The 25900-nt window shown below is 74.0% G+C and carries 29 protein-coding genes and 1 tRNA gene; 21 read left to right on the forward strand and 9 right to left on the reverse strand.

Annotated elements, in window-relative coordinates:
* Position 1: 1 nt before the first annotated feature.
* From AB0398_RS16485 to AB0398_RS16520, 8 genes are all read left to right on the forward strand, one after another.
* Positions 2-1252: a prenyltransferase/squalene oxidase repeat-containing protein gene (locus tag AB0398_RS16485; RefSeq protein ID WP_366375634.1), complete on the forward strand. Its 1251-nt coding sequence runs from the start codon at positions 2-4 to the stop codon at positions 1250-1252.
* Positions 1249-1932, forward strand: coding sequence for an SCO2322 family protein (locus tag AB0398_RS16490; protein WP_366375636.1), 684 nt, complete (start codon positions 1249-1251; stop codon positions 1930-1932). Before AB0398_RS16485 ends, AB0398_RS16490 begins: the two co-directional genes overlap by 4 nt.
* Positions 1929-3065, forward strand: a complete 1137-nt coding sequence (locus AB0398_RS16495) for an energy-coupling factor transporter transmembrane component T (RefSeq protein ID WP_366375638.1) — start codon at positions 1929-1931, stop codon at positions 3063-3065. The genes AB0398_RS16490 and AB0398_RS16495 overlap by 4 nt, the downstream gene beginning before the upstream one ends.
* Positions 3062-4903 carry an ATP-binding cassette domain-containing protein gene (locus tag AB0398_RS16500; protein ID WP_366375639.1) on the forward strand — a complete coding sequence of 614 codons (1842 nt, stop codon included), beginning with the start codon at positions 3062-3064 and terminating at the stop codon, positions 4901-4903. Before AB0398_RS16495 ends, AB0398_RS16500 begins: the two co-directional genes overlap by 4 nt.
* The gene (locus AB0398_RS16505; RefSeq protein WP_366375641.1) at positions 4900-5763 is read left to right on the forward strand and encodes an ECF transporter S component; all 864 of its coding nucleotides are present in this window, start codon (positions 4900-4902) and stop codon (positions 5761-5763) included. Before AB0398_RS16500 ends, AB0398_RS16505 begins: the two co-directional genes overlap by 4 nt.
* Positions 5764-6049: 286 nt before the next feature.
* Positions 6050-6451 (forward strand): transglycosylase SLT domain-containing protein, encoded by a 402-nt coding sequence (locus tag AB0398_RS16510; protein WP_366375643.1) that lies wholly within the window; start codon positions 6050-6052, stop codon positions 6449-6451.
* A 126-nt stretch (positions 6452-6577) separates the two neighbouring features.
* The gene (locus tag AB0398_RS16515) at positions 6578-7687 is read left to right on the forward strand and encodes a DUF2330 domain-containing protein (RefSeq protein WP_366375645.1); all 1110 of its coding nucleotides are present in this window, start codon (positions 6578-6580) and stop codon (positions 7685-7687) included.
* Complete coding sequence (locus tag AB0398_RS16520) at positions 7684-8352, forward strand: O-methyltransferase (protein ID WP_366375646.1); 669 nt, start codon at positions 7684-7686, stop codon at positions 8350-8352. Before AB0398_RS16515 ends, AB0398_RS16520 begins: the two co-directional genes overlap by 4 nt.
* A 29-nt stretch (positions 8353-8381) precedes the next feature.
* Here AB0398_RS16520 and AB0398_RS16525 read toward each other — a convergent pair whose 3' ends face one another.
* Together AB0398_RS16525 and AB0398_RS16530 are read right to left on the reverse strand one after the other, a co-directional pair.
* Complete coding sequence (locus AB0398_RS16525) at positions 8382-8987, reverse strand: TetR family transcriptional regulator (RefSeq protein WP_366375648.1); 606 nt, start codon at positions 8985-8987, stop codon at positions 8382-8384.
* Positions 8988-9116: 129 nt separating this feature from the next.
* Positions 9117-10208, reverse strand: coding sequence for a serpin family protein (locus AB0398_RS16530; RefSeq protein WP_366375650.1), 1092 nt, complete (start codon positions 10206-10208; stop codon positions 9117-9119).
* 733 nt (positions 10209-10941) lie between these two features.
* On the opposite strand from AB0398_RS16530, the gene AB0398_RS16535 reads away from it, so the two are divergent.
* The 3 genes from AB0398_RS16535 (at position 10942) to AB0398_RS16545 (ending at position 12082) form a co-directional block, all read left to right on the forward strand.
* Entirely contained in the window at positions 10942-11091 is a 150-nt protein-coding gene (locus AB0398_RS16535) for a hypothetical protein (protein ID WP_366375652.1), read from the forward strand.
* 112 nt (positions 11092-11203) lie between these two features.
* Complete coding sequence (locus AB0398_RS16540; RefSeq protein ID WP_366375654.1) at positions 11204-11533, forward strand: antibiotic biosynthesis monooxygenase; 330 nt, start codon at positions 11204-11206, stop codon at positions 11531-11533.
* A gap of 45 nt (positions 11534-11578) precedes the next feature.
* Positions 11579-12082, forward strand: a complete 504-nt coding sequence (locus AB0398_RS16545; protein ID WP_366375656.1) for a GNAT family N-acetyltransferase — start codon at positions 11579-11581, stop codon at positions 12080-12082.
* 15 nt (positions 12083-12097) lie between these two features.
* On the opposite strand, the gene AB0398_RS16550 is transcribed toward AB0398_RS16545, so the two are convergent.
* Together AB0398_RS16550 and AB0398_RS16555 are read right to left on the reverse strand one after the other, a co-directional pair.
* Complete coding sequence (locus tag AB0398_RS16550; RefSeq protein WP_366375658.1) at positions 12098-14155, reverse strand: MFS transporter; 2058 nt, start codon at positions 14153-14155, stop codon at positions 12098-12100.
* A 444-nt stretch (positions 14156-14599) separates the two neighbouring features.
* Complete coding sequence (locus tag AB0398_RS16555) at positions 14600-15238, reverse strand: hypothetical protein (RefSeq protein WP_366375660.1); 639 nt, start codon at positions 15236-15238, stop codon at positions 14600-14602.
* Between the two features lie 31 nt (positions 15239-15269).
* Between AB0398_RS16555 and AB0398_RS16560 the strand changes: the two genes are divergently transcribed.
* From AB0398_RS16560 to AB0398_RS16580, 5 genes are all read left to right on the forward strand, one after another.
* A complete protein-coding gene (locus AB0398_RS16560; protein WP_366375662.1) occupies positions 15270-15458 on the forward strand; it encodes a peptidoglycan-binding domain-containing protein in 189 nt (62 codons plus the stop codon).
* A gap of 301 nt (positions 15459-15759) precedes the next feature.
* Complete coding sequence (locus tag AB0398_RS16565; RefSeq protein ID WP_366375664.1) at positions 15760-16428, forward strand: HAD-IA family hydrolase; 669 nt, start codon at positions 15760-15762, stop codon at positions 16426-16428.
* Between the two features lie 383 nt (positions 16429-16811).
* Positions 16812-17462 (forward strand): HNH endonuclease family protein, encoded by a 651-nt coding sequence (locus AB0398_RS16570; RefSeq protein WP_366375666.1) that lies wholly within the window; start codon positions 16812-16814, stop codon positions 17460-17462.
* A 319-nt stretch (positions 17463-17781) separates the two neighbouring features.
* A complete protein-coding gene (locus AB0398_RS16575; protein WP_366375882.1) occupies positions 17782-18261 on the forward strand; it encodes a DoxX family protein in 480 nt (159 codons plus the stop codon).
* Positions 18262-18761: 500 nt separating this feature from the next.
* On the forward strand, positions 18762-19391 hold the full coding sequence (locus AB0398_RS16580; RefSeq protein ID WP_366375884.1) for a VTT domain-containing protein: 630 nt from the start codon (positions 18762-18764) through the stop codon (positions 19389-19391).
* Here AB0398_RS16580 and AB0398_RS16585 read toward each other — a convergent pair.
* A complete protein-coding gene (locus tag AB0398_RS16585) occupies positions 19351-19617 on the reverse strand; it encodes a DUF2277 domain-containing protein (RefSeq protein ID WP_366375668.1) in 267 nt (88 codons plus the stop codon). The genes AB0398_RS16580 and AB0398_RS16585 overlap by 41 nt on opposite strands.
* A gap of 77 nt (positions 19618-19694) precedes the next feature.
* Positions 19695-19928 (reverse strand): hypothetical protein, encoded by a 234-nt coding sequence (locus AB0398_RS16590; protein ID WP_030208456.1) that lies wholly within the window; start codon positions 19926-19928, stop codon positions 19695-19697.
* Positions 19929-20116: 188 nt separating this feature from the next.
* On the opposite strand from AB0398_RS16590, the gene AB0398_RS16595 reads away from it, so the two are divergent.
* Positions 20117-20875, forward strand: a complete 759-nt coding sequence (locus AB0398_RS16595) for a GntR family transcriptional regulator (RefSeq protein ID WP_366375669.1) — start codon at positions 20117-20119, stop codon at positions 20873-20875.
* Between the two features lie 36 nt (positions 20876-20911).
* On the opposite strand, the gene AB0398_RS16600 is transcribed toward AB0398_RS16595, so the two are convergent.
* Positions 20912-21523 (reverse strand): DUF4231 domain-containing protein, encoded by a 612-nt coding sequence (locus tag AB0398_RS16600; protein ID WP_366375670.1) that lies wholly within the window; start codon positions 21521-21523, stop codon positions 20912-20914.
* 247 nt (positions 21524-21770) lie between these two features.
* Here AB0398_RS16600 and AB0398_RS16605 point away from each other — a divergent pair, with 247 nt between their 5' ends.
* A complete protein-coding gene (locus tag AB0398_RS16605; RefSeq protein ID WP_366375672.1) occupies positions 21771-22178 on the forward strand; it encodes a hypothetical protein in 408 nt (135 codons plus the stop codon).
* Positions 22179-22242: 64 nt separating this feature from the next.
* Here the strand turns inward: AB0398_RS16605 and AB0398_RS16610 are convergent.
* Positions 22243-22317 (reverse strand) — tRNA-Val (locus tag AB0398_RS16610).
* A gap of 266 nt (positions 22318-22583) precedes the next feature.
* Here AB0398_RS16610 and AB0398_RS16615 point away from each other — a divergent pair.
* The 3 genes from AB0398_RS16615 to AB0398_RS16625 all read left to right on the forward strand — a co-directional run bounded on the left by AB0398_RS16615 (position 22584) and on the right by AB0398_RS16625 (position 24964).
* Positions 22584-23246 (forward strand): DUF4097 family beta strand repeat-containing protein, encoded by a 663-nt coding sequence (locus AB0398_RS16615; RefSeq protein WP_366375673.1) that lies wholly within the window; start codon positions 22584-22586, stop codon positions 23244-23246.
* Between the two features lie 34 nt (positions 23247-23280).
* The gene (locus AB0398_RS16620; RefSeq protein ID WP_366375675.1) at positions 23281-24687 is read left to right on the forward strand and encodes a hypothetical protein; all 1407 of its coding nucleotides are present in this window, start codon (positions 23281-23283) and stop codon (positions 24685-24687) included.
* A 61-nt stretch (positions 24688-24748) separates the two neighbouring features.
* Positions 24749-24964 carry a zinc ribbon domain-containing protein gene (locus tag AB0398_RS16625; RefSeq protein ID WP_366375677.1) on the forward strand — a complete coding sequence of 72 codons (216 nt, stop codon included), beginning with the start codon at positions 24749-24751 and terminating at the stop codon, positions 24962-24964.
* A gap of 18 nt (positions 24965-24982) precedes the next feature.
* Here the strand turns inward: AB0398_RS16625 and AB0398_RS16630 are convergent, their stop codons facing one another.
* Positions 24983-25801, reverse strand: a complete 819-nt coding sequence (locus tag AB0398_RS16630; protein WP_366375886.1) for an HAD family hydrolase — start codon at positions 25799-25801, stop codon at positions 24983-24985.
* Between the last annotated feature and the right edge of the window lie 99 nt (positions 25802-25900).

The raw sequence follows: 25900 nt of genomic DNA on the forward strand, positions 1-25900 counted from the left end.
CATGAACACCGTCCGTCGCGCCGCCGCCGCGCTCACCGCCGCCGTCGCCGTACTCGGCACCGGCGCAGCCGGGCAGGCCGCCGCCGCCCCCTCCCCGACCCCCTCCACCGGAAAGCTCCCGGCCGGTCTGTACGGCACGAAGGACCCGACCTACGACGGCGTCTGGCGCCAGTCCCTCTCCTTCCTCGCCCAGCGCGCCACCGGCTACCAGCCCGCCGACCAGGCCGTGGAGTGGCTCCTCGGCCAGCAGTGCGACGACGGCGCCTTCCCCGCCTACCGCGCGGACGCCGCGAAGCCCTGCGACGCGAAGACGATGCGGGACACCAACGCCACCGCCGCCGCCGTCCAGGCGCTCGCCGCCGTACGCCGCCAGAGCGCCGCCCCCGAGAAGGCCGACCGGGCCGTCAAGGCCGGCAGCGACTGGCTGAAGTCCGTGCAGAACAAGGACGGCGGCTGGGGCTACAGCGCCGGTGGCGCCAGCGACGCCAACTCCACCTCCGTCGTCGTCGGCGCCCTCGCCGCGACCGGTGTGCGCCCCGTCGACTTCACCTCCGCCGAGGGCCGCTCCCCCTACGACGCGCTCCTCTCCTTCGCGCTGCCCTGCGCGGACAAGGAGGGCCCCGGCGCCTTCGCGTACCAGCCCGACAAGGCCGGGAAGCTGTTCGCCAACGCCGACGCCACCGCCGCCGGCACCCTCGCCGGGCTCGGCAAGAGCATGGTCGCCACCAAGGCCTCCCCCGAGCAGGCCCCCGCCTGCACCGACCTGTCGAAGCCGACCTCCGAGCGGGCCGCCCTGAACGGCGCCTCCTACCTGGCCAAGGCCCTCGCCAAGACCCATCACCTCGTCCAGCCGCCGATGCCGGGCGCCACCGACACCACCGAGCAGCCCGACTTCGGCAACACCGCCGACGCCGTCGTCGCGCTCTCCGCCGCCGGCGCCTCCAAGGAGGCCATGCCCGCCCTGGAATGGCTGGAGAAGAACTCCGCGGCCTGGGCGAAGGAGAGCGGCCCGGCCGCCTACGCCCAGCTGATCCTGGCCGCCCGCGCGACGGAGACCGACCCGCGCAAGTTCGGCTCGGTCGACCTGGTCGAACAGCTCAACGCCGCCGGTCCGGCCCCCAAGAGCCCCGACACCTCCGCCTCCTCCACCACCGACGAGGAGGACTCCGGCTTCGACCTCTGGTGGATCATCGGCATCGGCACGGTCGTCGGCGTCGGCATCGGCTTCCTCCTGAGCGGCCGCAAGAAGTGACCGCCACCGCCGTCAGGACCACCACCCGGGTCGCGGGCGCCGCGGCCGGGGCGCTGCTGACCCTCGCCGGGGTCGCGGCCGCCCCGGCGCACGCCGCCGGCTACCGCTACTGGGCGTACTGGGAGAGCGACGGCGGCAAGCCCTGGGCCTACGCCACGCAGGGCCCGGCGACCGCCCGGCCCGCCGACGGCGACGCGGTCGGCTTCCGCTTCGCGGTCAGCAAGGAGGCCGACGACACCGCCCAACCCACCGCCGCCCCGGACTTCACCCGGATCTGCGGGGACCTGGCGGCGAAGGACGGCACGAAGCGGGTCGCGGTCGTCGTCGACTTCGGCGGTCCGGCCGACGCCCCGCCCGGCGAAGCACCGCCCGCGCGACGGATCACGACCGGCTGCGCGCAGGTACGCTCCGACGCCACCGGCGCGGAGGCGCTCGCCGCCGTGGCGAAGCCGCTGCGGTACGGCAGCGGGGCCATGCTCTGCGGGATCGCGGGCTATCCGGCGCGGGGCTGCGGCGAGGAGGTCGCCGAGGAGCCCACGGCCGCGTCCACGGCATCGCCCACCGCCGCGAAGAAGCGGGACGGCGACGACGGCGGTCCGTCCGTCGGCGTGCTCGTCGGCGGGGCGGCCGTCCTCGCGCTCGGCGGGGCGGCGATCTGGAAGGCCCGCCGACGCGGATGAGCACCGCTCCCGCCCACGGCAGGCTGCGCGGCGCGCTCGACGCGCTCTCGGCCCCCGTCGCGACCCGGGCCAACGCCCTGCACGCGGGAGCGTGGTGGCTGTGGGCGCTCGGCCTGGCCGTCGCCGCCTCCCGCACCACCAACCCGCTGCTGCTCGGCCTGATCGTCGGCGTCGCGGGCTACGTCGTCGCGGCCCGCCGCACGGACGCGCCCTGGGCCCGCTCGTACGGCGCGTTCGTGAAGCTGGGCCTGTTCGTCGTGGCCCTCCGGGTCCTCTTCTCCCTCCTCCTGGGCTCCCCGATCCCGGGCACGCACCTCCTCTTCACCCTGCCCGAGGTGCCGCTGCCCGACTGGGCGCAGGGAGTGCGGATCGGCGGCCGGGTGACGGCCGAACAACTCCTCTTCGCGGTGTACGACGGCGCCAAGCTGGCGACCCTGCTGATCTGCGTGGGCGCCGCGAACGCGCTCGCCAACCCGGCGCGGCTGCTCAAGTCGCTGCCGGGAGCCCTCTACGAGGCGGGGGTCGCCGTCGTCGTGGCGATGACCTTCGCGCCGAACATGGTCGCCGACGTGGTCCGGCTGCGGACCGCCCGCCGGCTGCGGGGCCGCACCACGGGCGGGGTCCGGGCGGTCCTCCAGATCGGCCTGCCGGTCCTGGAGGGAGCCCTCGAACGCTCGGTCGCGGTGGCGGCGTCGATGGACGCGCGGGGCTACGGGCGCACGGCCCACGTCCCGGCAGCCGTGCGCCGCACCACGAACGTCCTGACCCTCGGCGGGCTCCTCGGCATCTGCGCCGGTTCGTACGGGCTGCTCGCGGCGGAGGGCGCGGCATACGGCCTCCCGCTGCTCGGCGCCGGGCTCCTCGCCGCCGTGGCCGGGCTCCGGCTCGGCGGACGCCGGACCGTGCGGACCCGGTACCGGCCCGACCGCTGGGGCGCCCGGTCCTGGCTGGTGGCCGGGTCCGGGGTGGCGGTCGCGGTCCTGATGATCCGCGCGAACGCGTACGCCCCGGAGGCCCTGCACCCGGGGGTCGTCCCCCTGAAGGCCCCGGAGCTGCCGCTGCTGCCCGCGCTGTCGGTCCTGGTGGGCCTGGTGCCGGCGTTCGTGGCCCCCGTACCCGAGGAGAACCCGTGATCCGCTTCGAGAACGTCTCGGTGAGGTACGAGGAGGACGCCGAGCCCACGCTCCGGAACCTCGACCTCACCGTCCCGGAGGGCGAACTGGTCCTCCTCGTGGGCCCCTCGGGCGTCGGCAAGTCGACCCTCCTGAACGCGGTCTCGGGCCTGGTCCCCCACTTCACGGGCGGCACGCTGACCGGGCGGGTGACCGTCGACGGCCGGGACACGCGCACGCATCCGCCGCGCGAGCTGGCGGACGTGGTGGGCACGGTGGGCCAGGACCCGTCGGCCCACTTCGTCACCGACACGGTCGAGGACGAGCTCGCGTACGGGATGGAGTCCCTGGGGCTCGCGCCCGGCGTCATGCGGCGCCGGGTCGAGGAGACCCTCGACCTCCTCGGCCTCGCCGAACTCCGCGACCGCCCGATCGCGACGCTCTCCGGCGGGCAGCGCCAGCGGGTCGCGATCGGCTCCGTCCTCACCCCGCACCCCAAGGTCCTCGTCCTCGACGAGCCGACCTCCGCGCTCGACCCGTCGGCGGCGGAGGACGTCCTCGCGGTCCTCCAGCGCCTGGTCCACGACCTCGGCACGACGGTCCTCCTCGCGGAGCACCGCCTCGAACGCGTCGTCCAGTACGCCGACCAGGTCCTCCTCCTCCCGGAGGCGGTCATGGGCCCGCCGTCCGCCATCATGTCCGTCTCCCCCATCCACCCCCCGGTGGTCACCCTGGGCCGCCTGGCGGGCTGGACCCCGTTGCCCCTGACGGTGCGGGACGCGAGGCGGAGGGCGGGGGGCCTGAAGGAGCGCCTGGAGCCCTTGGCCGGAGCGGGGATCCCTGCGGGGCCTCTCCCCCACCCCGCCCCTTCCCGAAACCGGGGGTCCGCCCCGGACCCCGGTCCTCAAACGCCGGACGGGCTGAACACGAACGACAACCCGGCCCCGCCGGCGTTCGAGGCGCGGGGTCCCAGGGGTGCAGCCCCTACGACCCCGGGGTCCGGGGGCTCCGCCCCCGGTTTCGGGAAGGGGCGGGGTGGGGGCTTCTCCCTCTTCTCACGGCGCCGACACCAGCCTCAGGACACCCCACCCCCCACCACCCCCCTCGTCCTCACCGACTCCCTCCACATCCGCCGTGCCCGCGTAGAGGCCCTCCGCAAGATCGACCTCCGCGTGGACCCCGGCGAGACCGTCGCCCTCATGGGACGGAACGGGGCCGGAAAGTCGACCCTCCTCTCCGCGTTCGTCGGCATGATCGCCCCCACCTCCGGCACCGTCCGGATCGCGGGCCGGGCCCCGCACGCCACGGACCCGCGCGAGCTGATCCGGCAGGTCGGCCTGGTGCCGCAGGAGCCGAGGGACCTGCTGTACGCGGACACCGTCGCCGCCGAGTGCGCGGCGGCCGACGCGGACGCGGGCGCGGAGGACGGCGCCTGCCGGGCCCTGGTCTCCGAGCTGCTGCCGGGCGTCGCGGACGACACGCACCCCCGGGACCTGTCCGAGGGCCAGCGGCTCGCTCTCGCCCTGGCCGTCGTCCTGACCGGCCGCCCGCCGCTGCTCCTCCTGGACGAGCCGACCCGGGGCCTGGACTACGCGGCCAAGGCCCGCCTGGTCGAGCACCTGCGGGGCCTCGCGGAGGGCGGGCACGCGATCGTGCTCGCCACGCACGACGTGGAGCTGGCGGCGGAGCTGGCCCACCGGGTGGTGATCCTCGCGGACGGCGAGGTGGTCGCGGACGGCCCGACGGCCGAGGTCGTGGTCTCCTCGCCCGCGTTCTCGCCGCAGGTGGCCAAGGTCCTGGCCCCGCAGCCGTGGCTCACGGTCGAGCAGGTGGAGCGGGCGCTGGAGGAGACACGGTGAGCGCCCGCCCCCTCCGCCTGGGCCCGCGCTCGGTCGCCGCCCTCCTCCTCGTCTCCCTGATCGGGATCGCCGCCTTCTGCTGGCCCCTGTTCGCGGACGCCGGCTCGGCCGTCACGTCGCACGCCGGTGACGCTCCGTGGCTGTTCGCGGCCCTGCTGCCGCTGCTCGTCGCGGTGGTGGTGGCGACGATCGCGGACTCGGGCATGGACGCGAAGGCGGTCGCGATGCTGGGGGTGCTCGCCGCCGTGGGCGCGGCGCTGCGCCCGCTGGGGGCGGGGACGGCCGGCCTGGAGCCGATGTTCTTCCTGATGGTGCTGAGCGGCCGGGTCCTGGGCCCGGGCTTCGGCTTCGTCCTCGGCGCGGTGACGATGTTCGCGTCCGCGCTGCTCACGGGGGGTGTGGGCCCCTGGATGCCGTTCCAGATGCTGTCGATGGGCTGGTTCACGATGGGCGCCGGGCTGCTGCCGGGGCAGCGGACGCTCCGGGGCCGGGCCGAGCTCCTGATGCTCTCCGCGTACGGCTTCGCGGCGGCGTTCGCGTACGGCACGGTCATGAACCTCCAGGGCTGGGTCCTGCTCCAGGGCCTGAGCAGCGGGATCTCCTTCCAGCCGGGCGCCCCGCTCCACGAGAACCTGGTCCGCTTCCTCGCGTACGTCACCGCCACCTCCCTCGGCTGGGACCTCGGCCGGGCCGTGCTCACCGTCGTCCTCACGCTCACGGTCGGCGGCACCCTCCTGAGGGCGCTGCGGCGGGCGACGAGGCGGGCGAACTTCGAGGCCCAGGTCACATTCGAGGGCCCGGAAGGGTCCCCCGCGAGTGAGGCGGCCCACAGGACCCAGGTCACGTACGAGCCGGAATAGTAGACGTACGGAACCACCCAAAGCCCCACCCGAACCCCCATAACCTGCGGAAACGTACCCCGTCCGACCCCCGGGACGTTCCTCCCGGGTCCGAACCTTCCTCGTACAAGGGGTCGTTGCGTCGGCGTTCCGGCCCTGCTTCTCTGGTGGACGTCGCCAGGCAGCAGGTGCTCACCGCAGCGCCTCGGGCCGGCCGGTCCCCCAGGTTCCCGGGTCTCCCGGGCTCTGGTTCCGGCTTGCCGAAAACGCCCGGCGCGGCCTCCGTCCCCGAAGTTAGGTAGAAACCTTGATCCGCTCGCTCACCACTCGTGTCGCCGCCCGCAAGAAGACCTTCGCCGCCTCCGCAGCCGTGCTGCTGGGTGCGTCGGGTGCGGTGCTCGGCACGACGGGCTCGGCCTCGGCCGCCAGCCCGCAGGATGTCGCGCGACAGATCGTTCCCGCCTCGCAGTACGCGTCCTTCAGCAAGATCGTGGCCCACGAGTCCGGCTGGAACCACAAGGCCACCAACTCCTCCAGCGGCGCCTACGGCCTGGTCCAGGCCCTGCCGGCCTCGAAGATGTCCTCGGCCGGCTCCGACTGGAAGACGAACCCCGCCACCCAGATCAAGTGGGGTCTCGACTACATGAACGAGCGCTACGGCTCCCCGAACGCCGCCTGGGCGTTCTGGCAGGCCAACGGCTGGTACTAAGAGTCCCGCCACCGCACAGCGCGCACACGCAAGGCCCCGCCCTCCTCACGGAGGGGCGGGGCCTGCGGCGTTCCCGGGCCCCCGCAGCCGAGGAACCGGATCTTCGCCCCGCGCGTCCAAACCGCCATGCGGGGGACACACGGCATCCTGATCAGAAGAATCCTGACGGCCTTCGTCGCGCTGCTCGCGCTCCAGGCCGGTTCGCTCGTCGCGCCGGCGTACGCCTGCGGCTGCGGCGCCATCGTCCCGGACGCGTCGCGGCGGATCGGCGTCGACCGCGAGGAGTCGGCCGTCCGCTGGGACGGGCGCACCGAGACGATCGTGATGCGCTTCCGCGTGCACGGGGACGCCGAGCGGGCGGCCTGGATCATGCCGGTGCCGGGCCGGGCCGACGTCTCCCTCGGCGATCCGGAGCTGTTCGACGAGATCGCCCGGCTGACCGCGCCCGAGCGGCGCGACCGCTTCCACTTCTGGCCGCGCGAGGACGACTGGCCGTTCGACTCCGATCGCGGCGACGGGGCCGGGGCCCCGCCCGGCGCGGGCACCGGCGTCGGCGTCGTCGGCCGCGAACGGCTCGGCCCCTTCGACGTGGCCCGGCTGACCGCCACCGACCCGGACGCGCTCGGCGACTGGCTGCGCACGAACGGCTTCGACCTGCCCGACCGGCTCACCGGCGCGCTCCGCCCGTACGTCGAGCGGAAGTGGGAGTACGTCGCGGTCCGCCTCGCGCCCGAGGAGAAGGGCTCCGTCCTCCGGGGCGAGCTGACCCCGCTGCGCATCGCCTTCGCCTCGCCCGAGCTGGTCTACCCGATGCGGCTCTCGCGGCTCGCGAAGACGCCCCAGACCCTCGGCCTGTCCGTCCTCTCCGACCACCGGATGGAGCCCCGCTCCGCCATCGGCGGCGACCGGCCCGAGGTGACCTTCGCCGGGCGGATCGAGCGGCCCGGGGGTGCCGTGGCCGCGCTCGCGGGCGACCGGCCGGTCCATCTGACCGTCCTGGAGCAGGAGTTCCCGCACCCGGAGCGGATCGACGACGACCACCACCTGCGACGGGTCGCCGACACCCCGTACCGCGAAGTGATCCACACCGACCGGCTGCTGACCGTCGCCGGCGTCCCCGTCTGGCTCCTGACGGTGGGCGGCGGCCCGCTGCTCGTGGCGCTCGCGGTGATCCCGGTCGTCCGGGCGTCGCGACGCCGCCGGAGCCCGGGGGCGGGTGTACGTTCGACCGCATGACCAACCCTCAATGGACCGACGTCGACCACTACTTCACCGAATTGCTCGCCCCGGACGACGAGGCGCTGTCCGCCGCGCTCGCCGCCTCGACGGCGGCCGGCCTGCCGGAGATCGCCGTCGCCCCCAACCAGGGCAAGCTGCTCCACCTCCTGGCCCGGGTGCAGGGCGCCCGGAGCATCCTGGAGATCGGCACCCTCGGCGGCTACAGCACGATCTGGCTGGCCCGCGCGCTGCCCGCCGACGGGCGCCTGATCACCCTGGAGTACGACCCGGCCCACGCCGACGTCGCCCGCTCCAACATCGCCCGCGCCGGGCTCGACGAGGTCGTCGAGGTCCGCACGGGCGCGGCCCTGGACAGCCTGCCGAAGCTGGAGGCGGAGGGCGCGGGCCCGTTCGACCTGGTCTTCGTCGACGCGGACAAGGTCAACAACCCGCGCTACGTGGAGTGGGCCCTGAAGCTCTCCCGGCCGGGCACGGTGATCGTCGTCGACAACGTGGTGCGGGGCGGCAAGGTGGCCGCCGAGCACCCGGACGACCCCTCCGTCACCGGCACCCGCGCGATGTTCGACCTGGTCGCCCGCGAACCGCGCCTGGACGCCACCGCGTTCCAGACGGTCGGCACGAAGGGCTACGACGGGCTGCTGGTCGCCCGCGTGACGGACTAGTCCGCTCCGGAGCCGCTCCTCCGGGACCGTTACGGAGCCGCTCCGGGATCCTGCGTCTCCTCGGCCGCCACGACGCGCTCGACGGCGGCCGTCACCAGGCGTTCGCGCTCCGCCTCCGTGAAGACGTCCGGCAGGGTGAGCTGTTCGACGATCAGCCAGTTCAGCGCCAGCATGAGCAGCTTGACGGCCATGGCGTCGCCGGGGAGGCCGGACTCCTCGTGATAGGCGATGTTGGCGTCCACGTCGGCCCGGACCCGCTCGGTGAGCACCTCGCGCAGTCCGGGCCGGCGGGTGGCTTCGAGGCGGAGTTCGAGGAGCGCCAGGTAGCCGGTGCGGAAGGAGGAGACGCGGCCGACGAGCTCGCGCATCAGCTCGACGTAGGTCTCCCGGTCGCGGGCGGCCGTCCGGTGGCGCTCGACGGTGGCCTCGTCGGGCCGGAGCCGCTCGTAGACCCGGGCCCCGGCCTGGGTGAACAGGTCGTCGCGGCTGGCGAAGTAGTTGGACGCGGTGCCGACGGGGACACCGGCCTCGGTGTCCACGGCCCGGAAGGTCATCCCGCGTGCGCCCTCCCGGGCCAGCACCTCGATCGCCGCGTCGACGAGGGCCGCGCGCCGCTGGTCGTTCCGTCTCACCATTGACACCGCTCCAGGCGTAGCACCGCGTTCAAACCACTTCAGGCAGAGTACTACGGGCGGGGGACCGCCCACGGAAGCCGGAGCCGACGACCGGCGGCACACCCGGCCCGGCCGTCCACCGGGCGAGCCCTAACCGCCCACGGACGGCGCACTCCGCCGCCACCCCGCGAAGAGCGGCACCCCGCCCTCCGCGTCGAGGACGACGACGCCGAAGGGCCGGTCGAAGGCGATCCGCCGCACCGCCTCGCGGCGGGGCGGGGCCGCGCTCCGGGCCATCCTGACCTGGGTGACGGCCGCCGCCTCGACGCCCTCCTCGGCGACCTCGACCATCGCCTCCTGCACCACCTTGTCGACGAAGAGGTCCTCCGCCGAGAGGCCGGAGAAGTCGGCTCCGGGGCGCAGGGCCCGTTCGACGCCGAGCGCCGCCAGGTGCCCGTTCACCTCGGTCCTCGTACGGAGGGTGAAGCGCGGCAGGAGGAGGTCGGCCGCGTCGGCGGCGAGCGGCTCCCCCGCCCCGGGCCCGGCCCAGGCGGCGGGCAGCACCTCGCCCGGCCCGGCCCCCTCGGGCCCGAGCGCGAACCGCACCAGGGCGGCGTGCTCCCCGGCGCAGGGCAGCTCGACGACGGTGACCCCGTCCACGGACCGGACCGAGGCGGACGGGATCCGTTGCCGCATGGTCGGTACGGGCCGGACGCGGCCGTCCCCGTCGGTGAAGGGCTCGTCGCGGGTGAGGTGCCGGGGGAAGGCGGACGCCCAGGAGGCCTTCAGGGCCAGGGCGTTCAGCAGCACGAGCTCCTCGGAGCCGTCGAGCGCGAGCGGCAGCCCGTCGATCCGCCCGCCGGTGGCCTCCCGCACCCACGCGTCGAGCTCCCCTTGCGCGCCCCCGCCCAACTCCCCGAACCGCACGTCGGGCAGGCTCCGCCTGAACTCCTCACGAACCGCCGCCCGGGCCCACACCCCCGTACCCACCGCGAGCCCGTCCGTCCCGGCGAGCCGCCGCCCGGCCCCGGTCACGGCCCCGGCCGCCGCCTCCCCGTCGACCCCGAGCAGCCCGCGCAGCTCCCCTGCGGTCCGCCCCCGCGCCCCGGCCGCGACGACCCCGAGCGCCAGCCACAGCCCGGCCGGCGAGACGACGAAGTCCCCGTCCCCGAACCGGGACAGCCAGCGCGCGGCCAGGCTCCGTACCGTGTCCGCCCGGAGGACGGGGGGAGTGCGGGTCATGTCCTGCCTCCTACGAGCATCGTGAAGATCGTGAACGGGTCGAGCCACTCACCCGGAGACGCGCACCGCGAGTACCGCCACGGTCGGCCGATCCGGAAGCCACCGATGGCTCATACCCCCACCGCGCACACCGCACATGGCCGGACGTGCCGAGTGTCGCTCCCGCCCGCCGCGCTCGGGCCGCGGAAACGCCGCGGGACGCTTCCGACCCGGCCCGGTGCCGAGCGGGGGCGGGGTCTGCGGGGTGCGGCAGACATGCGGGCGCACACCCTCAGGATGTGCGGCAGCTACCTTTCTTCCACCACACGTCAGACGCTCCTCTACCGCGCCGAATCGAAACTGCCAAGGGTCCACTCCGTCGTGGCGCTGTCCACAATGTCAAAATCCCACCCCCTGTTTTGTACACATACGGCTCGTGACGCGTCGGGGGTCCGGAGCGATAGCCTGGATCCGCGAAGAGCGCGATACGCCGTGGGGGCAGCGAAGCCCCTCACCTGCGCTCGGAGCGCTTCCGGGCCCGCGACGTCACTGATCCGCACGTCGAACTCGCCTTCCAGGAAGGCGAAATGACCGAGAGCGGCCGGGACATCGCTCTTCCCCGCACAACGTCGGCCTCGACCGGTAACCCCGCGTCGTTCCGTCCCTTCCTTCACCTACGTCACGCAACGGCGCGCGACAGGAGCCACAGGACATGCAGCCCAAGCCGAGCACATCCCGACGTGAGGACTCCGACATGAACCACAGCGCGGGCACCGCACCACCACCGGCTCTGGAACTGCGCTGCGGCGGGCTGCACTTGACCGTTCAGCGCGTCCCCGGATGGCTCGTCGCCCTGATCACCACGGCCGCCGGGGCAGCGGGGACGTGGTGGGCACAGAGCTGAGCCACGCCCGCGAGCCGTCCTCACGCCGCCTTGACCGGCGGATGTACGAGACTGCACGTACGCGATCAAGGCTCGGCGCAGCGCCCGGCCCGTGCTTTCCGAGAGGTGTCATGTGCCCAGCGTGGTAAAGATCAACGTCCTGACCGTGCCGGCCGAGCAGCGCGAGGTGCTGGAGCAGCGCTTCGCCTCGCGGGCCGGGGCCGTGGAGGGGTCCGACGGCTTCGAGTGGTTCGAGCTGCTGCGGCCCCTGGAGGGCACCGACCAGTACCTGGTGTACACCCGCTGGCGCAGCGAGGAGGACTTCCAGAACTGGATGGACGGTTCCATGCGGGCCGCCCACCAGGGTGGCGGCGAGGGCGGGGGCGAGCGTCCGAAGCCCGCCGCGTCCGGGTCGACCCTGTGGTCGTTCGAGGTCGTCCAGCAGGCGGCCCCGAAGGGCTGAGCCCCGGAGAAAACCGGCTGCGTCCCGGGCCGTGCGCGTCCCAGAATGACGCGCATGACCTGGACCTTCTCCCCCGAGCGCGTCGACACCCCGGACGCCGTCGCCCTGCGCCGCGACTACTACGACGAGGTCGCGAGCCGCTACTGGAAGCGGCCCGCGACGGCGGCCGAGATCGACGAGGGGCTGACGGACGACGGGGCCGGGCTGCTCGCCCCGCCGACCGGGGACTTCCGGGTCGCCCGGTTCGGGGGCGAGCCGGCCGGGTGCGGCGGGGTGCTCCTGCTCGACGACGGCGGCGACGGCGACGGGGTGCGCGCCGAACTGACCCGGGTCTACCTGCGCCCCGCGTTCCGCGGCCGGGGCGGCGCCGGGCTCCTGATGGACGCCCTGGAGGACGCCGCCCGCACCCTCGGCGCCCGCCGGATGGTCCTCAACACGCGCCTGGACCTGATCGAGGCACGGAGCCTGTACGTACGGCACGGGTACGCGGAGATACCGGCGTACTGCACCGGCCCGTACATGGACGTCTGGTACGGCAAGAAGCTCTGACCCGCCCCCGGGCGCTCACGCGTGGTGGTCGCGGGGCGGTTCCGAGGTTCGGGGGCGTTCCGCGTCCGAGCCGCTCAGTTCGGCCGTCAGTTCCTCGACGAGTTTCACCAGGTCGGTGGGCCGTTCGGGTCCCCACCAGTCGCCGAGGAGCTCGGCGAGCGAGTCCTCCCGCGCCCTGGCGAGCAGCGTGGTCACCCGTACGCCCTCCTCGGTGAGGATCATCTGGACGCCCTCCCGGGTGACCAGGTGCCGTTCCTCCAGCTGCCGGGAGGCCTCGGTGATCGCCCGCAGCGGTACGGGGGTGGTCTCGGCGAGCCGGGCGGGCTCGACGGTGCCGTGCCGGCGGATGCGCAGCAGCAGCCAGCTCGCGGCGGGCAGCAGGTCGAGCCCGGCGCGCTCGGTGATCTTCACGTAGACCGCCTTGCGCCCCTCGCGGGAGCCGAGGACGGACAGCGCGCGGGCGCACTCGTCGTACGAGGAGCGCTCGACCGGGTTGGAGGCGAGGGTCTGCGTGGTGTCGGGCGCGGTGACCGAGGTGCGGAGCCGGTCCTCCTTGAGGAACCAGGCGATGACGAAGGCGACGAGGACGACCGGCGACGCGTACAGGAAGACGTCCGTGATGGACGTGGAGTACGCGTGGAGCACGGAGGGGCGCAGTTCGGGCGGGAGCTGGGCGACGGCGCGCGGGTCGGCGGCGACCTCCCCGGGTCCGACGCCGGGCGGGAGGCCGGGGCCGGCGGCGGCGAAGACGTCCTCCAGCTTGGAGGTGAGCCGGTTGGTGAAGACGGTGCCGAAGACGGCGACGCCGAAGGACGCGCCGATGGAGCGGAAGAAGGTGGCCCCGGAGGTGGCGACGCCGAGGTCCTCGTAGGCGACGGCGTTCTGCACGACGAGGACGAGGACCTGCATGACGAGGCCGAGCCCGGCGCCGAAGACGAAGAAGTAGACGCTCATCTCCCAGGTGGAGCTGGTCTCCGTGAGCCGGTGCAGGAGGAGCAGGCCGATGGCGGTGAGGGCGGTGCCGACGACGGGGAAGACCTTCCAGCGGCCGGTGCGGCTGACGACCTGGCCGGAGGCGGTGGAGGTGAGCAGCAGACCGAGGACCATGGGCAGCATGTGGACGCCGGACATGGTCGGGGTGACGCCCTGTACCACCTGGAGGAAGGTCGGCAGGTAGGTCATCGCGCCGAACATCGCGAAGCCCACGACGAAGCTGATGACCGAGACGAGGGTGAAGGTCCGGATCCGGAACAGCTTGAGCGGCAGCACGGGCTCGGCCGCCCGCCGCTCCACCCGCACGAACCAGACGAGGAGTACGGCTCCGAGCACGGCGAGGCCGATGATCTGCGGCGATCCCCAGGCCCAGGTGGTGCCGCCGAGGGAGGCGACGAGGACCAGGCAGGTGGCCACCGAGGCGATGAGGAAGGTGCCGAGGTAGTCGATGGTGTGCTTCGTGGAGCGGACCGGGATGTGGAGCACGGCGGCGATCACGAAGAGGGCGACGACCCCGATCGGCAGGTTGATGTAGAAGACCCAGCGCCAGGAGAGGTGCTCGGTGAAGAGGCCGCCGAGGAGCGGGCCGAGGACGCTGGTGGCACCGAAGACGGCGCCGAAGAGGCCCTGGTACTTGCCGCGCTCCCGGGGCGGGACGAGGTCGCCGACGATCGCCATGGACAGCACCATGAGCCCGCCGCCGCCGAGGCCCTGGAGCGCGCGGAAGCCGATGAGCTGCGGCATGTTCTGGGCGATGCCGCAGAGGGCGGAGCCGATGAGGAAGATGACGATGGCCGCCTGGAAGAGCTTCTTGCGCCCGTACTGGTCGCCGAGCTTGCCCCAGAGGGGGGTGGCGGCGGTGGACGCCAGCATGTAGGCGGTGACCACCCAGGAGAGGTGCTCCATGCCGCCGAGCTCGCTGACGATGGTCGGCAGGGCGGTGGAGACGATGGTCTGGTCGAGCGCGGCGAGCAGCATGCCGAGCAGCAGCGCGCCGATCGCGACGAGGACGGTGCTGTGACGCTGCCCGCCCCCGGGCGCGGGGGCGCCGGGCGGGGACGGGCGTAGGTCCTGGGCCATGGGCGCCTCCTCGGCGTCTTCGTCTTCTCGGCGTCTCCATCCTGGTCCGAATGTCCGGTTATGGCCTGCGGAAGGGCACGTCTGTTCCCCCACCGGAAGGGGGTGGGCTGCATAATCGCTCGCAGTTGTATCGGGGAGGGGACCCATCATGACCGGACACGTCTGTCCTGAATGCGGTGTACACAGACCTGGCTGCGCCTGCACCCGGGCGGAACTGGCGGCGGCCGAGGACTTCGACCCGCTCCGGATCCGGCCGTACGTGACGCTGGACGCACCGGAGGGCTCGGGGGCGGGGGCCTACGGGGCGAGGGCGGGCGCGTACGGCTCGGGAACGGGTGTCCACGGCGTGGATGCGGGCGCGCATGGAACAGGAACGGGCGTCCACGGCATGGATGCGGGCGCGCACGGAACGGAAGCGGGACCGTACGGGGCTGAGGCGGGGGCCTACGGCGGGGCGGCGGGGGCGTACGGCGCGGGGGGCGCCGACGCGGACCCGCCGACCGCCCGGCTGGGGGCGATCCACCCGGACGCCCCTGAGGGCCGCCCGTACGGGGCGGGCCCGTACGGGACGGGTGCCGGGGGCGACCCCTCCGAGACCATGCCGCTGCTGCTGCGCGGGCCCGGCGAGGTGCCGCCCCCGCCCGGCGGGAGCCGGCCGCGGGGCCGCAGGCGCGGCGCGGCGATCGCGGCGGTGGCCGCCGTCGCCGTGGCGGGCACCGCGGCCCTGGCGGCGGCCCTCGCCGGCGCGGGCGAGACGGAGGAGCGGGCGGCCGTGCCCGAGGTGACGACGAGCGCGGACCTGAACCTGGCCGTGTCGGAGGAGCCGTCCCCCTCCTCGGGGAGCCCGGAGCCGACGTCGTCGTCCCCGACGCCGCGCCGGACGTCCGCGTCGCCCTCCCCCTCCGCGACGGCCACGCCCTCCGCTTCGGCCTCCGACGCCTCCGCGAGCCCCGGCGCGTCGACCGGCCCGGCCGCCCCTCCCTCGGTGACGGCCTCGCCGACGCCGACGACCGCGCCGACGACGGCGACCGCGAGGCCCTCCCGGACCCCGGAGAGGACGGAGGAGCCCGAGCCGGAGGTCACCACCCTCCGCTACGGCGACGAGGGGCCCGAGGTGGAGGACCTCCAGTGGCGGCTGCGGGCCGCCTGGGTCTACTTCGGCCCCGTCGACGGCCGCTACGGCAACAAGGTCCGGGAGGCCGTGCGCGAGTTCCAGCGCTGGCGGTCGATCCAGGGGGATCCGCTGGGCGTGTACGGGCCGAGCACACGCGCGGTCCTGGAGCAGGAGCAGCAGGGGAACTGAACCGGGGGGGCGGGGCGGGGCCGCGCGGTACGGGGCGGGGCCGCGCGGTACGGGGCGGGGCCGGGCGGGTCCGGGGCCGCGCGGGCAGCGGCGGTGGCGGGGCCGCGCGGGCAGCGGCGGCAGCGGCAGCGGCAGCGGTCCCAGGGTGCGGCGGCAATCCCAGGATGCGGACGGGGGGCGGGCCGGTTGGCCAAGACCGCCCCCTGTTTTGTATCGTTGAAGAACAAAGTGGCCCCGCCCGCACTCCCTGACCGGTGGGCGGGTCCGCCTTGTTCTCCGTACCACCCCTTCTGGAGACCCGATGCCTGCCACCACCCCGGCAACGCTCACCGCCCGCGCCCTCCTCCTCGACATGGACGGCACCCTCGTCAACTCGGACGCCGTCGTCGAGCGCTGCTGGCGCCGCTGGGCCGAGCGGCAGGGCCTGGACGGGGACGCCGTGCTCCAGGTGGTCCACGGCCGCCAGGGGTACGCGACGATGGCCGTGCTCCTCCCGGACCGTCCGATGGAGCAGAACCACGCCGACAACCGGGTCATGCTCGCCGAGGAGACCGCCGACCTCGACGGGGTCGTGCCCGTCCCCGGTGCCCCCGCCTTCATGGCCGCGATCACGGACCTGCCGCACGCCCTGGTGACCTCGGCGGACGAGGCCCTCGCCCAGGCGCGCATGGGGGCGGCCGCGCTGCGCGTGCCGGAGACCCGGGTCACGGCCGAGGGCGTCGGGGCCAGCAAGCCGGACCCGGAGGGCTTCCTGAAGGGCGCGGCCGCGCTGGGCTTCGCGCCGGAGGACTGCGTGGTCTTCGAGGACTCCGAGGCCGGCATCCAGGCGGGCCGCGCGGCCGGCATGCGCGTCGTGGGCGTGGGCCCGCGCGCGGCGGTCTTCGCGCCGGACGCGTACGTGCCCGACCTCACCCACCTGCGGGTCGAGACGGCGGCGGACGGCACGATCACGCTGACGACCGTGCCGTAACCCCGCCGCCTCCCCCACCTTCACCCCCGCTCGCGCGCGGCCGGACGCTCCGGCCGCGCGCGAGCACTTTGCGCTCCACGGGGCCTTCCCGCCACCGACCGGAACTCCCGCCCCGCCGACGCGGCACCCCCGCCCGCGCAGCACCCCCCGCGCGCACAGCGGCCCCGCACCACCCGGCTCTCCGCCCCTCCAACCCGCGACCGCCGAGCGGAATCTGACGCTCCGACAGAACACGCACACCCCTTGATGTGACGTGCCCATGTCGTCACGCTGTTACCTGGCGCACCCCGTACGGAAACCCGGCGCCGCCACGATGACCGGGCACGCCCGGCGCCCCACGGGGACGGCACCCGCCAAGGTCCCCCCACATCAAGGGAGTTCACATGCCCGTCCGCAACGTCTACGCGCGTCGACTCGCCGTTCTCGCCACCTCCGCCGCCCTCACCGTCACCGGCCTCCTCGCCACCGCGCCCGCCGCCCAGGCGGCCATGCCCACCCCGGTCAGCGCCGCGACCGCGCGCAGCTACCTGGCCGCCCTCACGGTGAAGGCGGAAGGTTCCACCTCGGGTTACAGCCGGGACCTCTTCCCGCACTGGATCACCCAGTCCGGCGCCTGCAACACGCGCGAGACCGTACTCAAGCGGGACGGCAAGAACGTCGTCACGGACTCCGGCTGTGCCGCCACCAGCGGCAGCTGGTACTCCGAGTACGACGGCGCCACCTGGACCGCCGCCTCCGACGTCGACATCGACCACATGGTCCCGCTCGCCGAGGCCTGGCGCTCCGGCGCCAACTCGTGGAGCACCTCTCAGCGCCAGTCCTTCGCCAACGACCTGACCCGGCCGCAGCTCATAGCCGTCACGGACAACGTCAACCAGGCCAAGGGCGACCTCGACCCGGCGAAGTGGATGCCCTCGCGGACGGCCTACCGCTGCACGTACGTCAGGGCCTGGGTGCACGTGAAGTACCACTGGAACCTCAGCGTCGACTCCGCCGAGAAGAGCGCCCTCCAGTCCGCCCTCAACGGCTGCTGACACCAGACCACTTGAAGAAACGTCACGGCGGGATTGCCGGGAAGTGAACACGACCGCACACTTCCCGGCGGTCCGATGTTGAACTTGCAAGTACTAGTGAGGCAACCCTAACCTACGGACTCATCGGTTCCGTCCCCCCACCTCGTTCACCGACGGACGAGGCCAGACCGAAGGAGTCCCACCCATGAGCAACACCGGCAACACCGGCAACACCGGCGCCCCGGCCCCGTCCGGCGAGGCGGTCGGCACGAAGGCCGACAGAGATGCCGCGACCGGCACCGGTACCGGCACTCCCACCGGCACCACGGGCGCGGCCGGCCTGACGGCCCGCCTGGACCGGGCCCAGCCGTACGCCCTCGGCGTCTTCCGCATGGTCGTCGGCCTGTTCTTCGCCTGCCACGGCGCCGCCTCGCTCCTCGGCGTGCTCGGCGGGGCCAAGGGCGGCGGCACGGTCGAGCTGGGCACCTGGCCCAGCTGGTACGCGGCGGCGATCCAGCTCGTCGCGGGCGTCCTGGTCCTGCTCGGCCTCGGCACCCGCAGCGCCGCCTTCATAGCCTCGGGCTCGATGGCGTACGCGTACTTCAAGGTCCACCAGCCCGAGGCCCTCTTCCCGCTGCAGAACGGCGGCGAGCTCTCGGCCCTGTTCTGCTGGGTCTTCCTGCTGCTCGTCTTCACCGGCCCGGGCGCGCTGTCCGTGGACGCGCTCTTCGGAGGCGGGTCCCGGAACGGCGCGGACGCGCCGGCCCGCGAGGAGAGGACCGAGGAGCGCGAGGAGCAGGGCACGCCGGTCACGGCCTGATCCCGGCCCCGGGCCACGGCCAGAGCCCGGCCACGGCCCGAACCCCGGTCTCGGATCCCGGTCCCACCCAGGCCACGGACCGACTCCGACCCGCGAACACCCACGAACACCCGAGAGCACCCACGGACGCCCACGGAGGCCGGCGGATCCACCGGTCCGCCGCTCCACGGGCCCGGAAGGCGCACAGGACCAGGAGACCCGACACGTCTCGGCGTCCTACAGGACAGGGCCGGTATCCACAGCGTGGATTCCGGCCTTTTCCCGTACGTGGCGCGCGTTTGGTACGGACCTTAGAACGGACGATTCCCTTCAGTTTCCCGCACGTCCGAACACCGGCGCCGAAGGCCGACGCCGAACCACCCGGCAACTCCCGGCAGTACCGCCCCACCCCGGCCGCGCACCGAACAGCAGCACTGGACATCCGCTCAAGCCACCGCTACCCGCCCGCCACCCGACCGGCGGCGGACCCCCGGTCCCGCGTAGGCTCTGCCCCTGTGAATCTGCTCGACAGCCTGGGCTCGCTGCGGTCGCTCACCGCCGGTCCATGGATCTACCCGGTGGTGGCGACGTCGATCCTGCTCGACGTCTTCCTGCCCGTACTGCCGAGCGGCTTCCTGGTCATCACCGCGGCCACGGCGGCGACCGCGGCCACGGCCACCGCCGCCTCCCCCGACGTGCCGTCGCTGATCCCCCTCCTCCTCTGCGCGGCCACGGCCTCGGTGCTCGGCGACTTCCTCGCGTACCGGCTGGCGCGCCGGGGCGGGGCCAGGCTGGACCGGGCGATAGCGCGCTCGCGCCGTCTCTCCCTGGCGCAGGAACGTCTCGGCACCGCGCTCGCCCGGGGCGGCGGGCTGCTCGTGGTGCTCGCGCGCTTCGCGCCGGCGGGCCGCTCCGTGGTCTCGCTGGGCGCGGGCGCGGCGAAGCGGCGGAGCAAGGAGTTCCTGCCGTGGTCGGCGCTCGCGGGCGTGGTCTGGGCGTCGTACAGCGTGGGGCTCGGCTGGCTGGGCGGTCAGTGGCTGGGCGCGACCTGGTTCAGCGCGGGGGTGTCGACCCTCGCGCTCTTCCTCGCGGGCGGCCTCGCCGCGTACCTCATACGGCGTCCGGCCGAGGCTCCGGCGCCCGCTTCCTGACCGCGGGGTGCGGGTGCGCCCCGCGCACCTCCAGGCCGTCCAGGAGTCTCGCGGTGGCCCCGGCGATCTCGTCCACGGCCCGCTCGAAGACCTCGCGGTTGTGGGCGGCGGGGGCGCGGAAGCCGGAGATCTTGCGGACGTACTGGAGGGCGGCGGCGCGGATGTCGTCCTCGGTCGCCTCCTCGGGCAGCACGGGCGGGCGGAGCGTCTTGATGCTGCGGCACATGTCTCCAGTGTGGCGCGCCCCACTGACAACGCCGCCGGCGACGACCACGCCGACCCGTACGACCGGACCCGGCGCCCCTACACCCCGACCCCGCCGAGGCCGCGTCTGCTCCGCGCGTTGATCTCGGCGGTGCGGGCCCGCAGCTCGTGCAGGGGCGTGGCGAGCTGGACGTCGACGGGCTCGGCCTCCCACTCGGTGCCGCCGTGCACGGCGCGGATGCGGAAGCGCCCGGAGACGCTGTCCACATAGAAACCGACCCGCCCGGTGGCGGTGTCACGGACGAGGTCACCGACCTCGGGCAGTGGCTGCACGCGTCCCCTCCGTCCCGGAACCTGAAGCATGGGGACACTCAGGGAAGCGCGGCGACCCGGCTCTGTCAACGTATCTCTAGAGATGTCCCCCGATGGATGGATCGACCAGTCGGGACGGCGTACACGTGTGCTTCCGCGTCGAGGGGTGCGCCGTAGGGTGTCCCGCAGATGAAGGGAGTGGTCCACCCGTGACTGACCAGGACAGCGCTCGACGGCCCAAGTACCAAAGGATCGCTGATGAGTTGAGGGACGCGATCCGGTCGGGCGCCTTCGCGCCGGGCGACCGGCTCCCCGGCGAGAACGACCTCATGGCGACCTACGAGGTGGCGCGTATGACGGCCCGGCAGGCCCTCTCCGTGCTGCGGACCGAGGGGCTCGCCGAGGCGCGCAAGGGCGCCGGGGTGTTCGTCCGCGTCTTCCGCCCGCTGCGCCGCCGGGGCATCCCGCGCCTGGCGGGCGACCACTGGGGCGGCGGCCGTTCGGTCTGGTCGGCGGACGTGGAGGACCGGGACCTGGTGGTCGACCGGATCGAGGTGGGCGAGGCGGAGGCCGGCGCGCGGGTCGCGGAGGCGCTCGACCTGCCGCCGGGCGCGTCCGTCTGCGTCCGGAGCCGCCGGTTCGTCCTGGACGACAGGCCGGTGCTGCTCTCCGTCTCGTACCTCCCGGCCGACCTGGTGCGCGGGACGGCGATCGCGGAACGGGACACGGGCCCGGGCGGCACGTACGCGCGCCTGGCCGAGCTGGGCCGGCGACCGGTGCGCTTCCGGGAGGAGATCCGCTCCCGGATGCCGACGGCGGAGGAGTCGGAGGGCCTGGCCCTGGAACTCGGGACACCGGTGGTCCTCATCGACCGCACGGCCTTCACGGAGGCGGGGATGGCGGTGGAGCTGAACGAGATGACGCTGGACTCGTCGTCGTACGTCCTGGAGTACGACTTCGACGCGTAGGCCCTCACGGGGGGCGGACCCACGGGCGGCCCCGCGTCACATGCCTGCCCCGGCCCCTTCCTCTGAATCACCGCCGCCCCGGGCCCTCTCCACCTTCATGCTCTCGGCACGGACGCTCTCCACGAGGACGCTTTCGGTGCGGGCGGCGGGGACGCCCTGCTGCACGTCGGAGTTGACCTGCCCGCCGAGCGTCATGACGTTCAGGGTGGCCGAGTTCTCGTTGGCGATGGCCTTCTCGACGCGGGCGACCAGCACGGCGAACGCGTCCCGCTTCGAAAGGCCGCGGTAGGGCCCCGCCTTCGTCTCGAAGTAGACGCGCTCGTGCCCGAGGAGCTGCTCGGTCGAGCGGTAGTTCTTCCACTGCTCCCGGTACCGGTAGACGCTCTCCAGCGACACCGCGGCGACGACGACCACGCTCAGGACGGTGGCCGTGACCCGCGCGAAGCCCAGGTCCAGGTTCACGAAGACCGGCACGAGGGCCGCGCCGACGACGGACACGGTCCGCATCCGCAGGTGCATCGCCTTCATGTGGGTCGCCTTGGCGTCGTACCACCCCTGGTACTGATCGATCCGCGTCTCGATGTACCGCTGCGGCGTCATCTCGCCGCTCTGCGCGCCCTGTTCGGGCGCGTCCCCCACCTCAGCCATGCGGGGAGTACACCCGCGCTCCGGGACCCCCGTCAACTCGCCGCCCGTTCTACCGGATTGCCCACGGCGGGCGACAAGAAGGCGGAAGTGATCAAGGCCTGATACCGAACGGCCGAGCCCGCACACGAAAGGCCCCGTACCGATCACGGTCCGGAGCTTTCCTCTGCTCATCTCCCCCTCGCCCCTGTGATCCTTAGGATGGAAGAACGACCGAGAAAGGAAACACGGAGAAAGGAAGCGCAGAGGCATGCGCCCCCAGCGATTCAGCGACCTCGTCGTCGACATCGTGAAGAACAGCCCGACGGCCGACCGCGCGCGGACCCTCGCCGAGTCCGGCGACACCGAGCACCCCTTCGGCGTGGTCGTCACGGTGGGCACGACCGAGACCCGGTGGCAGTTCACCGGCCAGCTGCCCGAGGGCGCCAAGCACGAGGGCTTCCTCGACGAACCGGTCGCGGGCACCCCGCTCCCCGCCGGAGAACCGCCCCAGAAGACCGACGCCCCCGAGGCCTGGCTCGCCGCCGCCCTCGCCCAAGCCGCCTCCCCGGAGATCTCGGCCGTCGAACGCTGGTCCACCCAATCGGAAGCGGCCTCCCAGTCGGGCCTGACGATCACCTTCCACAACGGCGCCCGCGTCTTCGCCCGCGCGTTCTGACCCGCTCGGGCCGGCAACGGGACGCGGAGAAGCCCCCGGCCGTAAGAGGCCGGGGGCTTCTCGATGGTGGGCGCGGACGGTTTCGAACCGCCGACATCTGCTTTGTAAGAGCAGCGCTCTACCCCTGAGCTACGCACCCGTGGAAGAGGCAACAGCCTACATGGCCGGTGGGTGGGTGCCGCAAACCGATGGGGCCGGGGGGTAGCCCCACCCCGGGGACGGTGGGTCGCCCGATCGTGGCGGAGGGTGGTCGGGGCGTAGGTTCGGGGGGTCGTCTTGGTCTTCTGGGGGTTGGTCTTCGTGGTCGTGGGTCGTCGGGTTCGTGTGCTGGTCGCTTCCGGTGGGGTGCTCGCCCTCGCGTTCGGGGTGGGCGGGTGTGGGACGGCCGACGCCGAGGGGGCGCCGGTGGAGAAGAAGAGCTTCGCCTTCTCGGGGGAGGCCCTCACCGTCGACTCCGACAACTCCCGGCTGGTCATCACCCCCGCCGACGTCGACGACGTGCGGGTCGAGCGGCAGGTCGACGGGTGGGTGTTCATGGGGTCCGGGCCGGACGCCAGCTGGAAGCTGGTCGACGGGCGGCTGACGCTGCGGGTCGAGTGCGACGCGGTCGCCTCCGACTGCCAGTCCGTGCACCGGATCCAGGTGCCCCGGAAGGTCGCCGTCACCGTCGAGAACGACAACGGGGACGTGACGACCGAGGGGTTCGCCACCCCCCTGAAGGTGCGGACCGACAACGGGGACGTGCGGGTGCGGAAGGCCGGCGGGGCGCTCGACCTCGGCACCGAGAACGGGGGCGTGGTCGTCGACTCCGGCACCACGTCGACCGACCTGGCCGTACGGACCGCCAACGGGGACGTCCGGCTCACCCTCGGAGCCGTACCCCGGAAGGTCGACGTCGTCACCGACAACGGCGGCATCACCGTGGAGGTGCCGAAGGCCGAGTACGCCCTCTCCGGGAGCAGCGGGAACGGGGACGTCCGGCTCGACGTCCCCCGGCGGGACAGCAGCGGGAACAACGTGAGCGTCCGCAGCGACAACGGCGACGTCACCGTCCGTACGGTGAACTGACCGGCCCGTGTGTTCGTCCTCACCGGGTGGGAGAATGGACCCGGACCGGGCACGGCGGACACAGCACGGGGAGAGGCACGTGGCGGCGAGCGATACGAGGAGCGCGTCGGCGCCCGGGATTCCTTCCGCGTTCCGGCTGGCGCTCCTGCTGCCCCTGGTGGCGGGAGCGATGCTGCCGGGGGCCTTCGCCGGGGGCGGCACCCGCCGCTGGTTCGGCGGGCGGGGCGAGGGGCAGCGGGCCGAGGCGCAGGCCGCCAAGGACGCCGCCGCGGCCGCGTTCTACGAGCTCGACACCGCCCAGCGCGGGCTGCGCATCTCGATAGAGACCATCACCGCCGTCGACGGCTCCCCCGAGGCGCTCCGCGCCGTCGAGGGCTTCGAGGCGCTCGGGCGCCGCATCGACCAGGTCAGCCACGTGTACATCACCGCCGTCGACGCCCACGACCTCGACCGCGACGAGCTGGACGCCGCCACCGCCTCCCGGGCCCGTACCGAACTCACCCGCGCCAAAGAGGAACTCGACCAGGTGAAGGGCGAGCTCGACCGGTTCGAGGCCGGGCTCGCCCCGCTCCTCGGGCGGGCCGAGACCCAGCTCGCCCGGCTGGCGCCCGCCGTCGAGCGCGCCCGGCAGGCCCTGCGCGGCGCGAGCGACGCCCTCGACGCCGTCCGGGAGAGCGGGCTGCGCGCCGACGACCTCGCGCTGCGGCTCGCCCGGCTCGGGCCCGAGCTGACCCGGCTCAACGAGGGCGCGGGCCGGCACGGCGTCCCCGAGACCCTCCAGCGGGCCGACCGGGTGCTGCGGGACGCCGAGGCCGTACGGACCGAGGCCGAGCGGCTGCCCGAGCGCGCCGCCGAGATCGACCGGCGGCTCGTCTCCCTCCGCACCCGCACCGAGGCGCTGACCACCCGCGCCGAAGGCGTCGAGCCCGTCCTGTCCGAGCTGCGGCGGCGGTTCTCGCTCGACTGCTGGCAGGACCTCCAGCACGTGCCCGAGCAGGCCGCGGCGAGCCTCGCGCAGGCCGGGGAGCGGCTCGGCGAGGCCGGGACGGCGCGGGCCGAGCAGCGCTGGCCCGACGCGACCTCGCTGCTCTCCACCGTCCGCGCCCTCCTCGACTCGACCGACGAGGCCGTCTCGGCCGCCGGGGACCGGCTGCGCCGTCTGGAGGCCGTCGCCAAGGACCCGAACGCCGAGGTCGACCGCGCCCGGTTCGCCGTACGGGACGCCCAGCGGCTCGCCATGGACGGGCGGACCACCCCCGATCCCCGGCACGCCGGGCCCCTCGACCAGGCCGTCGCGCGCATCGACCGGGCGGTCGCCTCCCTGGAGGGCCGCCACCCCGACTACTGGCACTTCCTGACCGAGCTGGAGGACGTCCGTGCCACCGCCGCCCGGGTCGTCGGGCAGATCCGGGAGGAACGGGGCGGCGGCGCCGGGCATTGACCGGTGCGGCCGGCGGGGCGGTCGGCCGGACGGTTCGCGGGTCAGCCTCTAACCTGTCCCCATGCCTCGTTACGAATACCGGTGCCGCACCTGCGGCGACACCTTCGAGCTCAGTCGGCCCATGGCCGAGTCCTCCGACCCGGCCGCCTGCCCCGCCGGACACGACGACACCGTGAAGCTGCTCTCGGCCGTGGCCGTCAGCGGAAGCGGCACCGCCGCCCCCGCGCAGAGTGGCGGTGGCGGCGGCGGTTGCTGTGGTGGGGGTTGCTGCGGCTGATCCCTCCCGAAGGGGGGTTCAGCCCGCTGCCGCCGCCCTGAAGCGGCGCAGGATCTCCTCCCCCGCCGCGACCCCGCGTTCCGCGAGGACGTCGAGGTGGGGGGCGGTCCAGTCGCTGTCGGCCAGTTCGCCGTGGCCCGGGCGCCAGGCCCGGTCCGCGGCGAGCAGCAGGTCGGCGTCGAGCAGGGAGTCCCCGGCGGCCAGGGTGAGCGCGGCGCCGGTGCGGCGGGCGAGCTCGCGGACGGCCGCGCTCTTGGTGAGCGGCTTCGGCACCGCGTACACCTTGCGGCCCTGGAGCGAGACGGTCCAGCCGCGCTCCCCCGCCCAGTGGCCGAAGAGTTCCAGCCAGCCCTCGGGGAGCAGGTCGCGCTCGATGACCAGGTAGGTGAACAGGTCCTCGGCGACCCGGTGCTTGCGCACCCAGGACTGGTCCGTGGTCGCGGAGAGGTACGCGCGGACCTCGGCGAGCGGCGCGCACTCGCCGGCGAGCCGGTCGAGGACGGAGGCGTGCCAGTCCCGGTCGGAGACGCCGTCGACGAGGATGTGCCCGCCGTTGGCGCAGATCGCGTACTTCGGCGCGGCGCCGGGGAGTCGGATGCGCTGGTACTGCTTGCGCGTGCGTGTCGTGGTGGGCACGAAGACGGTCTCGTCGGCCAGCCGCGTCAGGAGGGCGGCCGCCTCCTCGGTCATGTAGGAGAGCGGCCTGGACTCGTGGACCTCGACGCAGAGCAGCCGGGGCGCGAGCGCGTCGGGCATGCCGAGGGCGAGGGCCGCGGACGAGTAGATGAGGGTGCGGTCGAGGTCGCTGGCGACCAGGACCGGCGCCGAGGTCCGCACTGGGGCCGGGGTCGGGTCCTGGGCCTCGGCGGGGGCCGGGGCGTGCGCCGGAGCCGGGTCCGGAGTCGGAGCGGTGGCCGGGGTCGGGATCCGGGGCGT

Origin of the sequence: Streptomyces sp. NPDC086147, from assembly GCF_040702165.1 — a bacterium.
Lineage (GTDB): Bacteria > Actinomycetota > Actinomycetes > Streptomycetales > Streptomycetaceae > Streptomyces.

What these genes read in the sequence shown, in the direction of transcription:
- AB0398_RS16570 (WP_366375666.1), top strand. Translation starts at nt 16,812, where the DNA reads ATGCCCGTCCGCAACGTCTACGCGCGTCGACTCGCCGTTCTCGCCACC.
- AB0398_RS16530 (WP_366375650.1), bottom strand. Translation starts at nt 10,208, where the DNA reads ATGACCCGCACTCCCCCCGTCCTCCGGGCGGACACGGTACGGAGCCTG.
- AB0398_RS16525 (WP_366375648.1), bottom strand. Translation starts at nt 8,987, where the DNA reads ATGGTGAGACGGAACGACCAGCGGCGCGCGGCCCTCGTCGACGCGGCG.
- AB0398_RS16565 (WP_366375664.1), top strand. Translation starts at nt 15,760, where the DNA reads ATGCCTGCCACCACCCCGGCAACGCTCACCGCCCGCGCCCTCCTCCTC.
- AB0398_RS16550 (WP_366375658.1), bottom strand. Translation starts at nt 14,155, where the DNA reads ATGGCCCAGGACCTACGCCCGTCCCCGCCCGGCGCCCCCGCGCCCGGG.
- AB0398_RS16495 (WP_366375638.1), top strand. Translation starts at nt 1,929, where the DNA reads ATGAGCACCGCTCCCGCCCACGGCAGGCTGCGCGGCGCGCTCGACGCG.
- AB0398_RS16605 (WP_366375672.1), top strand. Translation starts at nt 21,771, where the DNA reads ATGCGCCCCCAGCGATTCAGCGACCTCGTCGTCGACATCGTGAAGAAC.
- AB0398_RS16485 (WP_366375634.1), top strand. Translation starts at nt 2, where the DNA reads ATGAACACCGTCCGTCGCGCCGCCGCCGCGCTCACCGCCGCCGTCGCC.
- AB0398_RS16545 (WP_366375656.1), top strand. Translation starts at nt 11,579, where the DNA reads ATGACGCGCATGACCTGGACCTTCTCCCCCGAGCGCGTCGACACCCCG.
- AB0398_RS16620 (WP_366375675.1), top strand. Translation starts at nt 23,281, where the DNA reads ATGGACCCGGACCGGGCACGGCGGACACAGCACGGGGAGAGGCACGTG.
- AB0398_RS16625 (WP_366375677.1), top strand. Translation starts at nt 24,749, where the DNA reads ATGCCTCGTTACGAATACCGGTGCCGCACCTGCGGCGACACCTTCGAG.
- AB0398_RS16515 (WP_366375645.1), top strand. Translation starts at nt 6,578, where the DNA reads ATGCGGGGGACACACGGCATCCTGATCAGAAGAATCCTGACGGCCTTC.
- AB0398_RS16520 (WP_366375646.1), top strand. Translation starts at nt 7,684, where the DNA reads ATGACCAACCCTCAATGGACCGACGTCGACCACTACTTCACCGAATTG.
- AB0398_RS16535 (WP_366375652.1), top strand. Translation starts at nt 10,942, where the DNA reads ATGAACCACAGCGCGGGCACCGCACCACCACCGGCTCTGGAACTGCGC.
- AB0398_RS16585 (WP_366375668.1), bottom strand. Translation starts at nt 19,617, where the DNA reads ATGTGCCGCAGCATCAAGACGCTCCGCCCGCCCGTGCTGCCCGAGGAG.
- AB0398_RS16600 (WP_366375670.1), bottom strand. Translation starts at nt 21,523, where the DNA reads ATGGCTGAGGTGGGGGACGCGCCCGAACAGGGCGCGCAGAGCGGCGAG.